This window comes from Pseudomonas sp. W2Jun17 (genome assembly GCF_023127795.1).
Classification (GTDB): domain Bacteria; phylum Pseudomonadota; class Gammaproteobacteria; order Pseudomonadales; family Pseudomonadaceae; genus Aquipseudomonas; species Aquipseudomonas synxantha_A.
In genome coordinates this window covers 17,990-29,940 of record NZ_SPKO01000032.1, presented here as the reverse complement: position 1 = coordinate 29,940, position 11,951 = coordinate 17,990, and the positions used below count along the sequence as shown (strand labels likewise).

General features: G+C 60.2%; 13 protein-coding genes and 1 pseudogene. 5 read left to right on the top strand and 9 right to left on the bottom strand.

What is annotated here, in order from left to right; translation table 11 throughout:
* Positions 1-47: 47 nt before the first annotated feature.
* Genes E4O98_RS19505 through lexA form a run of 4 tightly spaced genes read right to left on the bottom strand, consistent with a single transcriptional unit; the run spans position 48 to position 5,796 of the window.
* The gene (locus tag E4O98_RS19505; protein WP_223018841.1) at positions 48-3,119 is read right to left on the bottom strand and encodes an error-prone DNA polymerase; all 3,072 of its coding nucleotides are present in this window, start codon (positions 3,117-3,119) and stop codon (positions 48-50) included.
* A 22-nt stretch (positions 3,120-3,141) separates the two neighbouring features.
* Positions 3,142-4,557 (bottom strand): DNA polymerase Y family protein, encoded by a 1,416-nt coding sequence (locus E4O98_RS19500; protein WP_032880794.1) that lies wholly within the window; start codon positions 4,555-4,557, stop codon positions 3,142-3,144.
* Between the two features lie 7 nt (positions 4,558-4,564).
* Positions 4,565-5,179, bottom strand: a complete 615-nt coding sequence (gene imuA / locus E4O98_RS19495; RefSeq protein ID WP_032880793.1) for a translesion DNA synthesis-associated protein ImuA — start codon at positions 5,177-5,179, stop codon at positions 4,565-4,567.
* The gene (lexA, locus tag E4O98_RS19490; RefSeq protein ID WP_216091251.1) at positions 5,179-5,796 is read right to left on the bottom strand and encodes a transcriptional repressor LexA; all 618 of its coding nucleotides are present in this window, start codon (positions 5,794-5,796) and stop codon (positions 5,179-5,181) included. Before lexA ends, imuA begins: the two co-directional genes overlap by 1 nt.
* A 109-nt stretch (positions 5,797-5,905) precedes the next feature.
* Between lexA and E4O98_RS19485 the strand changes: the two are divergent.
* Positions 5,906-6,095: pseudogene (locus E4O98_RS19485) on the top strand (alpha/beta hydrolase); the annotation flags it as partial.
* A gap of 191 nt (positions 6,096-6,286) precedes the next feature.
* On the opposite strand, the gene E4O98_RS19480 reads toward E4O98_RS19485, so the two are convergent.
* A complete protein-coding gene (locus E4O98_RS19480) occupies positions 6,287-7,447 on the bottom strand; it encodes an alpha-hydroxy acid oxidase (RefSeq protein WP_032880790.1) in 1,161 nt (386 codons plus the stop codon).
* A 120-nt stretch (positions 7,448-7,567) separates the two neighbouring features.
* On the opposite strand from E4O98_RS19480, the gene E4O98_RS19475 reads away from it, so the two are divergent.
* Positions 7,568-8,350, top strand: a complete 783-nt coding sequence (locus tag E4O98_RS19475) for a DeoR/GlpR family DNA-binding transcription regulator (protein ID WP_032880789.1) — start codon at positions 7,568-7,570, stop codon at positions 8,348-8,350.
* Positions 8,351-8,358: 8 nt separating this feature from the next.
* Here the strand turns inward: E4O98_RS19475 and acpP are convergent, their stop codons facing one another.
* The 3 genes from acpP to E4O98_RS19460 form a co-directional block, all read right to left on the bottom strand.
* A complete protein-coding gene (gene acpP, locus E4O98_RS19470; RefSeq protein ID WP_228308470.1) occupies positions 8,359-8,598 on the bottom strand; it encodes an acyl carrier protein in 240 nt (79 codons plus the stop codon).
* Between the two features lie 303 nt (positions 8,599-8,901).
* The gene (locus tag E4O98_RS19465) at positions 8,902-9,333 is read right to left on the bottom strand and encodes a hypothetical protein (protein WP_032880787.1); all 432 of its coding nucleotides are present in this window, start codon (positions 9,331-9,333) and stop codon (positions 8,902-8,904) included.
* Between the two features lie 2 nt (positions 9,334-9,335).
* Entirely contained in the window at positions 9,336-9,545 is a 210-nt protein-coding gene (locus E4O98_RS19460) for a hypothetical protein (RefSeq protein WP_032880786.1), read from the bottom strand.
* A 197-nt stretch (positions 9,546-9,742) separates the two neighbouring features.
* Between E4O98_RS19460 and E4O98_RS19455 the strand changes: the two genes are divergently transcribed.
* Positions 9,743-10,246: a DUF4142 domain-containing protein gene (locus E4O98_RS19455; RefSeq protein WP_248136020.1), complete on the top strand. Its 504-nt coding sequence runs from the start codon at positions 9,743-9,745 to the stop codon at positions 10,244-10,246.
* A 27-nt stretch (positions 10,247-10,273) separates the two neighbouring features.
* A complete protein-coding gene (locus E4O98_RS19450; protein WP_148853903.1) occupies positions 10,274-10,834 on the top strand; it encodes a type 1 glutamine amidotransferase domain-containing protein in 561 nt (186 codons plus the stop codon).
* Positions 10,835-10,894: 60 nt separating this feature from the next.
* Here E4O98_RS19450 and E4O98_RS19445 read toward each other — a convergent pair whose 3' ends face one another.
* Entirely contained in the window at positions 10,895-11,101 is a 207-nt protein-coding gene (locus tag E4O98_RS19445; protein ID WP_005788888.1) for a hypothetical protein, read from the bottom strand.
* A gap of 287 nt (positions 11,102-11,388) precedes the next feature.
* Here E4O98_RS19445 and E4O98_RS19440 point away from each other — a divergent pair, with 287 nt between their 5' ends.
* Entirely contained in the window at positions 11,389-11,865 is a 477-nt protein-coding gene (locus E4O98_RS19440; RefSeq protein ID WP_032880783.1) for a hemerythrin domain-containing protein, read from the top strand.
* Positions 11,866-11,951 lie beyond the last annotated feature (86 nt).

The following is an 11,951-nucleotide window of genomic DNA, read 5'->3' as shown; positions in this document are numbered from 1 at the left end:
GTGGATGGTTTCATCTTGTGTACGCTGGAATGCAGAAACCACTGAACTCAATGAAAATCCCGGCTGCGCACCACCATGCCATCCAACAGCGGCGTCAAATCGGTCAGGCGCCCTGCGATCAAATGCCGCACCTCGCCCACCGCCTCCCAGCGCCCATCCACCTTGAGCAGGCGCGACCCCACCAGCGCACGGCGCTGGCGCTCGGCCAGGTCGCGCCAGACCACTACATTGAGGTTGCCGAATTCATCTTCGAGGGTGACAAAGGTCACGCCACTGGCCGTACCAGGGCGCTGGCGACCGGTCACCAACCCGGCGATGCTCACATTGCGCCCATGCTCCACCGCCAGCAACTCTTGGGAACTGCGGCAGCGTCGCTTGCGCAGCTCGGCGCGCAACAAGGCCAAGGGGTGCGGCCCAAGGGTGGTGCCCAGCGTGGCGTAATCGGCTTGCAGGTCCTCGCCTACGCTGGGCGCGGGTAATGCCACCACGGTTTCATCCTGACCTGGCTGGCCGGCAAACAAGCCGAGCTGCTTGTGCACACCGGCCACGTCCCAGCGCGCCTGGTGTCGGTTGCCGGCCAGGGCGCGCAATGCACCGGCATCCGCCAGCAGCGCCTGGGCCCGGGCATCCAGGCCGGCGCGTGCGTCCAGGTCGGCGATGTCGCTGAACGGTTGCCGGTGGCGTGCGGCTTCGATACGCCGCCCGTCGTCCTCGCGAAACCCCGAGATCATGCGCAAGCCCATACGAATCGCCGGTTGCTGGCCATCGATGGGCTCCAGGCTGCAATCCCAGTCACTGGCCTGCACATCCACCGGGCGAATCTGCAAGCGATGGCGCCGGGCGTCCTGCAGAATCTGGTCCGGGCTGTAGAAACCCATGGGCCAGCTATTGATCAGGGCGCAGGCAAAGGCCGCCGGTTCATGGCATTTGAGCCAGCAACTGGCGTAGGTCAACAGGGCAAAACTGGCCGCGTGGGACTCGGGGAAACCATAGCTGCCAAAGCCTTTGATCTGCTCGAAAATCTGCGCGGCAAAGGCTTCGGTGTAGCCGTTGCCCAGCATACCGTCGCGCAGGCGCTTCTGGTGCGGCTCCAGGCCGCCGTGACGTTTCCAGGCGGCCATGGAGCGGCGCAACTGGTCGGCCTCGCCAGGGCTGTAGTCGGCGGCGACCATCGCGATCTGCATCACTTGTTCCTGGAACAAAGGGATACCCAGGGTGCGTTTAAGCACGGCCTCCAATTCGGGTGAAGGATAGGTTTCTGCTTCCTCTTTGTTTCTGCGGCGCAAATACGGATGCACCATGCCGCCCTGAATCGGCCCAGGGCGCACGATGGCGACTTCGATCACCAGGTCATAGAACGTTTGCGGCTTGAGCCTGGGCAACATCGACATCTGCGCCCGCGATTCGATCTGGAACACGCCGATGGTGTCAGCCTTGCTGATCATGGCGTAGGTCGCCGGATCCTCCTTTGGGATGCCTGCCAGGCTCAAATCCAGGTTGCGATGCCGACGCAACAAATCGAAACAGCGGCGGATTGCGCTGAGCATACCGAGGGCGAGGATATCCACCTTGAGCAGGCCGACGGCGTCGAGGTCATCCTTGTCCCACTGGATGATGGTGCGCTCGGCCATGGCCGCATTTTCCACTGGCACCAGGGTGTCCAGCGGGTATTCGGAAATCACGAAACCGCCGGGGTGCTGGGACAGGTGCCGGGGAAAGCCGATCAGTTGCCGGGTGAGCGTCAACACGCGGCGCAGCAGTGGGCTGTCCGGATCGAAACCGCTTTCACGCAGACGTTCAAGAGGTGGCGCGTCATCACTCCAGCGCCCGCAGCAGTCGGCCAACGCGTTGATCTGGTCTGGTGGCAGCCCGAGGGCCTTGGCTACATCGCGCACTGCGCCGGCGGCGTGGTAGCTGCTGACCACCGCCGTCAACGCTGCACGATTGCGGCCGTAGCGCTGGAATACGTATTGCAGCACTTCTTCGCGGCGCTCGTGCTCGAAGTCTACGTCGATGTCCGGCGGTTCATTGCGCTCTTTGGAAAGGAAGCGCTCGAACAGCAAGTCGCTCAAGCTCGGGTTGATTTCGGTGATACCCAAGGCAAAACACACCGCCGAATTGGCCGCCGAGCCACGGCCCTGACACAGGATCGAGCGGCTGCGGGCGAAGCGCACGATGTCGTGCACCGTGAGGAAATAACTTTCGTAGCCCAACTCGCTGATCAGCAGCAGCTCCTTGTCGATCTGCTGCAAGGTCTTGGCATCGACGCCCTCGGGCCAGCGCCGGGCAATGCCTTCTTCGGTCACCGCACGCAACCAGGAGGCGGCGTCATGACCTGTCGGCACCAGTTCGCGTGGGTAGTGATAGCGCAACTGGCTGAGGTCGAAGGTACAACGCCGCGCAATCGCCAGGGTTTCGTCAAGCAGCGCTTGCGGGTACAGCGCGGTCAGGGCATCGAGGCTGCGCAAGTGCCGCTCGCCATTGGGATGCAACAAGGTACCGGCGTCGGCCACCGCGACGTGATGGCGGATGGCGGTCATGGTGTCTTGCAGGGCACGGCGGCCACGAGCATGCATGTGCACATCGCCGCAAGCCACCGCCGGGATCTGCAACCGGGCGGCCAGGTCCAGGCGCTGCTCCAGGTGACGCCCATCGTCCTGGCCGCAATGCAACTGCACTGCCAGCCACAGGCGCCCGTTGAAAGTGCGGCACAGCCATTGGATCGAGGCCTGGGTGTCATGGTCCTGCGCCACCCACAGCGCCAACAGGCCGGGCAATGGTTGCTCGAAGTCTTCCTGCAGCAGGCGGTAACGGCCTTTTTCAGCACGGCGACGGGCCAGGGTGATCAGACGGCACAGATGCTGGTAGCCGTTGAGGTCTTGCACCAGCAGCACCAGTTTGGGGCCGTTTTCGATGCGCACTTCACTGCCGATAATCAGCGGCAAATCCACCGCTTTCGCTGCTTGCCAGGCCCGTACGATGCCCGACAAGGTGCATTCATCAGTGATTGCCAGGGCGCTGTAGCCCTGGTGTTTGGCCCGCTGGAACAACTCCAGTGCACTGGAGGCACCGCGCTGGAAGCTGAAGTTGGACAGACAATGCAGTTCGGCGTAACTCATGCGCTACTCGCCCCTACAGAGCTCATGCAAACCAGCCTTGCAGCCACAGTCCATCGCTGCACCCCACATTGCGGTAGGCCCAGCCTTGCTGGCCGGCGCGGGTCTGGATCAGGTAATAGTCGCGGCGGATATCGGCGCCATCCCACCAGCCGGATTCGATGCGCTCCGGGCCCATCAGAATGTGCACGCCCTGCTCGGCCAGCAGCGTCGGTTCGGACAGCAACCAGCCGGGGCGCCGCACCTTGTTCAAGCTCGGGCATGGACGGCTGTCGGTCGCGGCTTGCCAGGCGCATTCGGGACGATGGTCAGCGTGAAAGCGCAGGCCCTGCACCGCCTCATCCCCCAGGCGCGCACGCAAGCGTTCGCGCAATTGTTCCCACGGCAGGGTTTGCTGCGGGCGGTCGTCGAACAGGTCCTGGCGCTGGGGCACGAACACCGGCAAGTCCTCGGCCACCAGACGCAAACCGCGCACCGGCGAGGTGACCTGGACCTGTTCCAGGCGGCCACGGGCCAGTTCGAACAGCATCAAAGGCTCACGCTCGGCACTGAGCAAGCCCACCTTGATCACGCTGTCGGGCGCCTGGGCATGTTCCAGGTGCAGGTCAAAGCGCTGCACGCCACTGTCGCGCCCGCAAAGGAAGGCCGACAAGTCGCCGGTCAAGCGCCGCAATGGAAACAGCAAGGCCTGGTGGGATTGCACATCGAAGTTCAACTCGATGCGCGCCTCGAACTGGTCCGGCGGCTGATAGAACGCCAGGGCCAAGGGGCGTTGCCCGCTCAGGGCGTCGAGGTGCTTGAGCAGGCTGGCGTCAAAGCGTCGCGCCAGGGTATGCCGCGGCAATGCCTGCACCTGGGCCAGGGTGCGCAGGCCCATGCGTGACAAGGCGGTGGCGGCCTGCGGGTCAAGACCGGCGCGGTCGACAGGCAGTGGCGCCAGGGCCTGCATCAAGGCGTTGTCATCGGCCACGGCCAGGCCATCGTAAAGGTTTGCCAACACCCGCGCCGCCGCCGGATTGGGCGCTGCGACGATGCGGTGACGAAAGCCAAGGTCGGTCAACTCCTTGCGCAAGCGCGCCTCGAACTGCGACCAGGGCCCGAACAGGCCCAGGCTCGATTCGATCTCGAACAACAAGGCGCGCGGGTAATACAGGCTGACCTGGGAACTGAAACGGTAGGCCCAGGCGGCAAGCAACTGCTGCAAGCGCTCGATTTCCAGAGGGTCGTATTCCACACAGGCAAAGCCCTTGGCCAGGGCATGGGCTGCCGTCAACGATTGACCAGGGCGCAAGCCCAGGGCACGGGCGGCGGCGTTGACGGTTTGCAGCACACGCCGCTGCGGCGTGCCGGCCAGCAGTGCCAGAGGCTGGTCAGGTTCGGGATGCACACGCTGCGCCCCGTCCAGCGCCAATTGCGGGAATACGATACAGACCCAACGCATGGCAACCTCAATGCCCCGCCAGGGCAATCGGTGCCGGATGGGCCAACCCGCCCCGGCACTTGAGCACGCGCACTTGTGCAGGCTTTGCCTCGACCGCCAGGCGCAAGGCCGCGGGCGAGGCATTGACCGCCTCATTCAAGGAGCGCCAGGCAAATGCCAGGGTCTGTCCGGTTTCCGCCGCCACCTGCAAGCGCCGCAAGGCCCGATCATCGGCCTTGCGCGGCCAGCACAACACCGCACCGCAACTGCCGGAGCGCAGGCATTGTTCCACCGCCCACAGCGCATCGCGCTCCTGGGCCTGGATAATGGAAAGCTGACGCACATCTACCCCGGCGCTCTGCCAGGCATGGGGATACGGCGTATAGGGCGGCGCCACCAGCACAATGCGCTCACCCAGGGCCGACAAGCGTGCCAGGGTTGGCAGCACCAGTTGCAATTCGCCCACCCCGTCCTTGGCCATGAGGATTTCACTCAAGGCCGCTTCCGGCCAGCCGCCAGTGGGCAGCACCGCATCCAGCGCCGCCAGCCCCGTGGGGTGCACGCTGGCCGGTGGTGCGGCGGGCCGGCCCTTCCAGACTCGCCCGCCATTGAACAGCGAGTCCAGGGCAACCACGGCGCCCATCAGCCTTGCCTCACCAGGCCACAGAACACCCCTTCGATGGCCAGGTCCTGGTCGGGGCCGACCACAATGGGTTGATATGCCGGGTTGCGCGGCAATAAACGCACCCGCTCGCCGCTACGCTCAAAACGCTTGATGGTGACCTCACCATCCAGACGCGCCACCACAATCTGCCCGTTCAAGGCTTCGGCACTGCGACGTACGCCCACCAGGTCGCCGTCGAGAATGCCATCTTCGATCATCGAATCGCCCTGTACTCGCAGCAGGTAGTCAGGGGTCTTGGCGAAAGTGGCCGGATCCAGTTGCAAGTGGCTGTGCACGTCCGCATCGGCACCGATGGGCCGGCCAGCCGCCACGCGGCCAAGTACCGGGACATCCAGCCACTCGGGACGCGCGGGTTGATTGAGCAAACGAATGCCACGGGCCTGGTTGGGGTTGACCTCAATGAAGCCGGCTTCGGTCAAGGCCACCACATGCTTGCGGGCGACGCTGCGCGAGGCAAAGCCGAACGCCTCGGCGATCTCGGCGAGGCTGGGGGGCTGGCCTTGGTGCGCGATGCGCTCGCGAATGAAGGTCAGGATGGCGGTACGGCGGGGAGTCAGGTTGGTCATGGAGTACATTTGTACTCCTGTAGGAAATTTCTGACAATAACCGTCAGTCGGCGATCAACTGCCTGGTCATCACCGCATAAATATCTACACAACTTTGTAGCTACCGCACGTAACCACGCGCTTCAGCCAGCAACTATTTGAAGCCGCCCAGCAACCCCAAGCAATTGTTATTGGTGCCCGTTGCCAGCCATAACAACAGCATGAGCCTGGCCGCTCGCAACTATGGCAAGGCGCTGGAAAACCTGATGCGCACGCAGATACCCGCCCGGGTAGTGACACACTCCACAGGGCGCGACAACGCGTCATAAATACACTTTTCGACACTGGGTTCGCGTTTGGCTGTCAAGCGCAAACCCTGCCCATACTGGCCCGAAACACAAGTTGATCAAATAATGATCTTCACGCAAATCGCCAACGCAGCCGGGCCTTCGCAAAGTTATCCACAGAGATACCCACGGTTTTCGTGGACAACTCTTTTTATATTTTTACGTTTTTTTGCTCAGGCAGCACTTTCAGGAAAGGTGCCAGGCAGCAAAATTTCGCGGTTCACATCGCGTATATCGTTATAGCCACACAGCGCCATCGACACGTCCAACTCACGGGCGATGATATCGAGCGCCTTGGTCACGCCCGCCTCACCCATCGCCCCCAGGCCATACAAGTGCGGGCGACCGATCATGGTGCCCCTGGCGCCCAACGCCATGGCCTTGAGCACGTCCTGGCCGGAACGAATACCACCGTCGAGCCACACTTCAATACGGTTGCCTACGGCCTCAACAATGGCGGGCAACTGGCTGATACTCGACGGCGCGCCATCGAGTTGCCGACCACCGTGGTTGCTCACCACCAACGCATCCGCGCCGGAGTCGGCCGCCAGGCGCGCATCCTCCACGTCAAGGATGCCCTTGATGATCAACTTGCCGCCCCAGCACCGCTTGATCCACTCCACATCGTCCCAACTCAGGCGCGGGTCAAATTGCTGGGCAGTCCAGGACGACAGCGAACTCATGTCGGCCACGCCCTTCACATGCCCGACGATATTGCCGAAGCCACGCCGCTGGGTGCCGAGCATACCCATGACCCAGCGCGGTTTGGTCATCATGTTGAGGATATTGGGCAGGGTCAGTTTGGGCGGCGCCGACAAGCCGTTGATCAAGTCCTTGTGGCGTTGCCCCAGGATCTGCAAATCCAGCGTCAGCACCAGCGCATCCACCCCGGCAGCCTTGGCGCGTTCGATCAGTTGCTCGATAAACCCACGGTCGCGCATCACATAAAGCTGGAACCAGAATGGCTGGCCGACATGCTCGGCAATGTCTTCCAGCGAGCAAATACTCATGGTCGACAAGGTGTAGCGCAGGCCGAACGCCGCAGCGGCTCGTGCGGTCAGGATCTCGCCATCGGCATGTTGCATACCTGCCAGGCCGGTAGGTGCCAGGGCCACGGGCATGGCCATGTCCTGGCCAATCATGCTGGCGCGGATCGAACGCTCATCAATATTGCGCGCCACGCGCTGGCGGAACTTGATGCGCGCAAAATCGCTTTCATTGGCGCGGTAGGTGCTCTCAGTCCAGGAGCCGGAATCGGCGTAGTCGTAGAACATCCGGGGCACACGTTTTTGCGCCAGCTTGCGTAAGTCTTCGATGGTTGTGATCAACGACATCGGGTCACCTCTCCCTGAACTGAACACAGAGAGTAACCGGCCATCGCCCACGCAACCAGCCGTTGCGTTTCTCGAAGCTGATGACTAATCTCGCATAAACCCGCAATAAAGCGCATAAACATGCATAACGTTCATCAAGCCATTGACCTGCCTTCCCTGCGTAAACAAAAGATCCTGTTGTTGCTCGAACGCGACGGCAAGGTCACGGCTTCCGAGCTGGTCGAGCATTTCGCCGTGTCCCAGGACACCATCCGCCGCGACCTCGGCGAACTCGCCGCCGCCGGTTTATTGCAGCGCGTACACGGCGGTGCCCTGCCTCGTCCCAAGGACACCGGCAAGGATTTCTTCACTCGTGTCGGCGAAACCACCGAAGTCAAACGCCACCTCGCGCGCCTGGCGGCCGAGCGAGTTGAAGACGGCCAGATCGTGCTGTTCGATTCCGGCTCCACCACCCTGCAGATCGCCCAGTCACTGCCGCAGGCGATCCACCTGACGGTGGTCACCCCATCGCCGATGATCGCCATCGCCCTGGCGGACCATCCGCATGTAACGCTGATCCTGGCCGGAGGCCAACTCAACCCTGCCACCCTGTCAACCGGCGGGCATGAAGCGCTGCGCCTGATCCAGAGCATCAAGGCCGACCTGCTGTTTACCGGCGTGTGCGCACTGCATCCGCAAGTGGGCATTACCTCGCTGCATTTTGCCGAAGTGGCAGTCAAGCAAGCCTTGATCGACAGCGCGTCCCAAGTGGTTGCAGTGACAACCTCAGACAAACTCGGTGCAGTGGAACCGTTTGTGGTGGCGCCGTGCAGCCGTATTCATACGCTGATTACCGAGTGGGATGCGCCGGGGGTGGAGGCATATGAGCAATCAGGCGTGGAAGTGCTGCGGGTGGAGATCTGATTGCAGCATTAGCGATTAGCCATATTCGTCATGAGATTGATCGCATCTTGGACCGTGGTAATTTTATTGCTGTCTTTGTCCCGAATTTCGAAGCCAAACTCATCCTCCAAAGCCATGACGAGTTCAACAAGTGTTATAGAGTCGGCACCCAGATCGTCAATGAAAGATGCTTCGTTTCTAACCTGGGCTACATCAACCGCTAACTGCTCACTCACTATTTTTCTGAGACGTTGCTCTATATCAGCCATTTTTGCATACCCTTGCTCAACGTTATCGAAACCCAGCCGTTTGAGGCAGGCGTGTAAACGCCTTTAAAGATAAGCACAGGTAAAAAAGCTTCTACTGTCAGAATTGACAGTCAGCTATATCGGTTCGCAATAAGCAATGACTGTGTATCCACAGATATCGTTCGATGCTTAGAAACCTGCCGTTTTAGACCTAGTAAAGGGTTAAGCCCTGACGGCGGGTCACTTATAAAAAAAGCCCGACAGTGCCACCACTTGGCACCTCGCCCAAGCTCCAACCAGTGCAGCCCACATACAGCGTTGGCATCAAAACAACACATCCGCCGCGTCGCGCATGAAAATCTCGATGGTCTTGGGACCTACGCCATCAAATTCACCCAAGCGTTGTTCAAACGCCTGGCGATCTTCGCTGGCCTGCCGAATCCCGGTAATCTTGCCGCCGTAATCGGCATTGAGCCGGGCACTCAGGTCCAACAGGCGCTGCGCCGTGGTTTCGTCATACCGCACGTAATGCGCCCGCCCCAACATCGCCACTAACTCCCGCGATGTACAGTGCTGCAATTTGCGCGGCGTATCACGCCCCTCCTCCTCAACGATCACCTTGTAAGCCTGGGCAGCGATGGGCGCCTGGATGCGTTTGCCCATCAGGAAGCTGGCGATGAACCACTTGAACAGACTGGCGTCATCATCGGGTTTTAGCTCGATGCCCAACTGGGCAGCGCTGATGGAGCGGGCCATGCTCAATGCCCTTTGTCGAGCTTCTCGTTGATCGCATCCGTCTGGCGTTCAATGTCCTTGATCGAGGTGGGTGTCACCACTTTGTCGATGGTTTCGGTCTTCGGGTTCGCACGCTCCAGCGTCTGCCCTTTCAGACCTTCAGCCTTACCCTTCTGCGCGTCTTCAGAGCTGACGGGGTCGGGGGTTTTATCGGCGCTCTTGTGTTCGTTCACAGTGCAATCTCCTGCCTATAACGGCCTTCCAAACAGTGGCGGCCTTATGCAGCAGAACACGCTGAATTTGAATTGGTTCAAGGAAATTGCCACACCTGACCTTTGGGCAAACACGCGCAAAAAAAATTAAACCTTTTGCTCGCCCCCCCGCTCAACACTTGGGTACGGCATCGCGCCATTTCCTGAGGAGAGACACCATGACAACTCGACTGATGAAACAAATGGGCCTGACGTTCGCACTCGTTGCCGGCTCGATTTCGACCGCTATGGCGGCCACGTCCAACGACTTTGTCGACAACGCCGCCGAGGGCGGTATTACCGAGGTGGAAGCCGGCAAGCTGGCGCTGGAAAAAAGCAGCTCGACAGACGTAAAAACCTTTGCGCAGCATATGGTGACCGACCATACCAAAGCCAACAACGAGCTGATGGCCTTGGCAAAAAAACTCGATATCGAGGTTCCGGATGACGCCGCCCTGACCGACAAGGCGAAGAAAGCGATTCTGGAAATGCGCGACGAATCGTTCGACAAGGCCTACGCCAACAACCAGGTGGCCGCCCATGAAAAAACCGTAGAACTGTTCAAGAAAGAAGCGGCCTCTTCGGACAATGCCGAGCTGAAGGCTTTCGCCACCAAGACGCTGCCAACCCTTGAAGCTCACTTGAAAATGGCCAAGGAACTGCAAAGCAAATACGCCAAATAATCAACCTGACACCGGAGGCATCTGAGTATGAGTTCGCAACTCACGGGTAAGAAAATCCTCGTCATCACGTCCAACACCGGAATCGAGCGCGACGAGCTGCTCAAACCCCTGGAAACCCTGCGTGGCTATGGCGCGACGGTGACGCACGCCTCCAGCAAGGGCGGCACTACCCAGACCTTTGTCGGCGATACCGAAAAGGACGGGACAGTTGAGTCCGATGTGCAATTGTCTGATGTGGTCGGCAGCAACTTCGATGCATTGGTCATCCCGGGCGGGACGGTGAATGCCGACACTTTGCGTCAGGATGCCGCGGCGCTGCGCTTGATCAACGAGTTCGCTAAGGCCGGCAAGACCATCGCAGCGATCTGCCACGGCCCGTGGGCGCTGATCGACGCAGGCGTGGTCAAGGGCAAAACCCTGACCTCGTACAAAAGCGTACGCATCGACTTGGAAAACGCTGGCGCTGCGGGCGTAGTGGATGCTGAGGTCAAGGAATGCAAAGCCAATGGCTGGACCTTGATCACCTCACGGACGCCGGACGATTTGCCGGCGTTCAATGAGGCGATTGCCAGAGCTGTGGCCGGCTGATCATGGCTAACGAATGACAACAGGCGCCCATGGGCGCCTGTTTTTATATGGCTCACCGACTCAGCTCTTGCGATGCTCAGCCATCTCGCGCTTGGGGCCGAACATCGCCCATGCGATCAACCCCAACAGCGGCACGAAAACCAGTACCACCACCCACAGTCCCTTGGTCTCCCAGCCACCGGTACTGCGCAAGACGATATTGATCGCCCACAGTTCCAAGAGCAGCAGAATCACTGCCAATATGATCCAGATATATTCTATTTGCATGATTCACCTCCTGAGGTCTAAAGGTTAGGTCAAGCAGATCGCTCAAGGGTTCCATTAGAATTTTCAGGAACGCTCACGCGAGCCCGGCACGTGACCGGCAGGAGTGCGTTGTGCAATCTCGAAAGGGCCAGACCATGCAAGCTGCACGACGAACCCGCCCATATAAATCCCTATCTATTTGATTTAAATAGTTATTTAACCCTGAATAAAGTTGGTACGGCTGATGCAATTCCCTCACTACGAGGCGTGCGTTTCGACATGCCCGACAACTACCCGTGAGGTTGCACATGAATGCCATCGACCTGCTTAAAGCCGACCATGAACGCGTCAAGACCCTGCTGACCCAACTAAGCGAGTCCACCGAGCGCGGGGTTAAAAAGCGCACCGAGTTGCTAGCCAAGCTCGAGATGGAAATCACCCTGCACACCAAGCTCGAAGAAGAAATCCTTTATCCCGCTTTTAGAAAAGCCGGTGGCAAGGAGCAAGACATCATGTACCACGAGGCCAAGGAAGAGCACCGTACCGTCGACTCGCTGGTGCTGCCCGACCTGAAGCAGACCGAACCCTCCTCCACCGAATTTTCAGGCCGTGTGAAAGTGGTCAAGGAACTGCTTGAGCACCACATCGAAGAGGAAGAAACGGAGATGTTTCCCCAGGCGAAAAAACTGCTGGGCAAGGCAATACTTGAAGAGCTGGGGGCCGAAATGGAGGCGATGAAAGCGGCCTACAAAAAGGCCTCGACCAACAAACCCCTCGCGGCCTGATAGACCCGCAAATGAAAGCTCAAGCGACGGCCCCACGGGGTCTGTCGCGCTATCGAGCTTCACCAGTGATTTCTCCTCGCCTACTC

What these genes read in the sequence shown, in the direction of transcription:
- lexA (WP_216091251.1), bottom strand. Translation starts at nt 5,796, where the DNA reads ATGTACTCCATGACCAACCTGACTCCCCGCCGTACCGCCATCCTGACC.
- E4O98_RS19465 (WP_032880787.1), bottom strand. Translation starts at nt 9,333, where the DNA reads ATGGCCCGCTCCATCAGCGCTGCCCAGTTGGGCATCGAGCTAAAACCC.
- E4O98_RS19450 (WP_148853903.1), top strand. Translation starts at nt 10,274, where the DNA reads ATGAGTTCGCAACTCACGGGTAAGAAAATCCTCGTCATCACGTCCAAC.
- E4O98_RS19475 (WP_032880789.1), top strand. Translation starts at nt 7,568, where the DNA reads ATGCATAACGTTCATCAAGCCATTGACCTGCCTTCCCTGCGTAAACAA.
- E4O98_RS19480 (WP_032880790.1), bottom strand. Translation starts at nt 7,447, where the DNA reads ATGTCGTTGATCACAACCATCGAAGACTTACGCAAGCTGGCGCAAAAA.
- E4O98_RS19440 (WP_032880783.1), top strand. Translation starts at nt 11,389, where the DNA reads ATGAATGCCATCGACCTGCTTAAAGCCGACCATGAACGCGTCAAGACC.
- E4O98_RS19500 (WP_032880794.1), bottom strand. Translation starts at nt 4,557, where the DNA reads ATGCGTTGGGTCTGTATCGTATTCCCGCAATTGGCGCTGGACGGGGCG.
- E4O98_RS19455 (WP_248136020.1), top strand. Translation starts at nt 9,743, where the DNA reads ATGACAACTCGACTGATGAAACAAATGGGCCTGACGTTCGCACTCGTT.
- acpP (WP_228308470.1), bottom strand. Translation starts at nt 8,598, where the DNA reads ATGGCTGATATAGAGCAACGTCTCAGAAAAATAGTGAGTGAGCAGTTA.
- imuA (WP_032880793.1), bottom strand. Translation starts at nt 5,179, where the DNA reads ATGGGCGCCGTGGTTGCCCTGGACTCGCTGTTCAATGGCGGGCGAGTC.
- E4O98_RS19505 (WP_223018841.1), bottom strand. Translation starts at nt 3,119, where the DNA reads ATGAGTTACGCCGAACTGCATTGTCTGTCCAACTTCAGCTTCCAGCGC.
- E4O98_RS19445 (WP_005788888.1), bottom strand. Translation starts at nt 11,101, where the DNA reads ATGCAAATAGAATATATCTGGATCATATTGGCAGTGATTCTGCTGCTC.